The organism is Chelativorans composti, from assembly GCF_039541695.1.
In the GTDB taxonomy this organism is placed as follows: Bacteria; Pseudomonadota; Alphaproteobacteria; order Rhizobiales; family Rhizobiaceae; genus Chelativorans; species Chelativorans composti.
This window is the reverse complement of the sequence record NZ_BAABGS010000023.1, coordinates 1-625: the sequence shown is the minus strand read 5'-3', so window position 1 is coordinate 625 and position 625 is coordinate 1. Positions and strand designations below refer to the sequence as shown.

The following is a 625-nucleotide window of genomic DNA, read 5'->3' as shown; positions in this document are numbered from 1 at the left end:
CGGCGGGCATAGGCATCGATGACGAAGGCCACGTAGACAAAGCCTCTCCAGGTCGACACATAGGTGAAGTCGCTTACCCACAGCCGGTTCGGCGCCGGCGACTGGAATTGCCGGTTGACCTTGTCGAGTGGACAAGGTGCCGCCTTGTCGCTGATGGTGGTCTTCACCGGCTTGCCGCGGATCACGCCCTGCAAGCCCATGCTCTTCATCAGCCGGGCGACAGTACAACGGGCAATGTCGAAGCCCTCCCGCTTCCTCTGCCGCCAGACCTTGCGTACGCCGTAGACGCCGAAGTTCTCGTCGAACACGCGCCGCACCTCCTCCTTCAGGGCTTCATCCCGCTTTGCACGGGCTGGCAATCGGGAAGGATCGGCTCGTCGGGCAGCATGCTCGTGCCAGGTCGACGGGGCGATCGGCAGCACACGGCAGATCGGCTCGACCCCGTACGCATCGCGGTGAGCGTCGATAAAGGCGATCATCGCTTCAGTGGGCGGTCGAGCTCCGCCATCGCAAAATAAGTCGACGCCTTGCGCAGGATCTCATTGGCCTGACGAAGCTCGCGAACCTCCCGTTCAAGCTCCTTGATCCGCGACAGCTCCGCGCTCGTCGGCCCAGGCCGTATGCC

Annotated in this window: 1 pseudogene and 1 other annotated feature; the pseudogene reads right to left on the bottom strand. The window is 63.5% G+C overall.

Annotated features, from left to right (window positions below):
* Positions 1–625, bottom strand: a pseudogene (locus tag ABD906_RS09790) (IS3 family transposase); the annotation flags it as partial.
* Positions 405–521 (bottom strand) — a sequence feature (AL1L pseudoknot). Its footprint overlaps the pseudogene before it by 117 nt.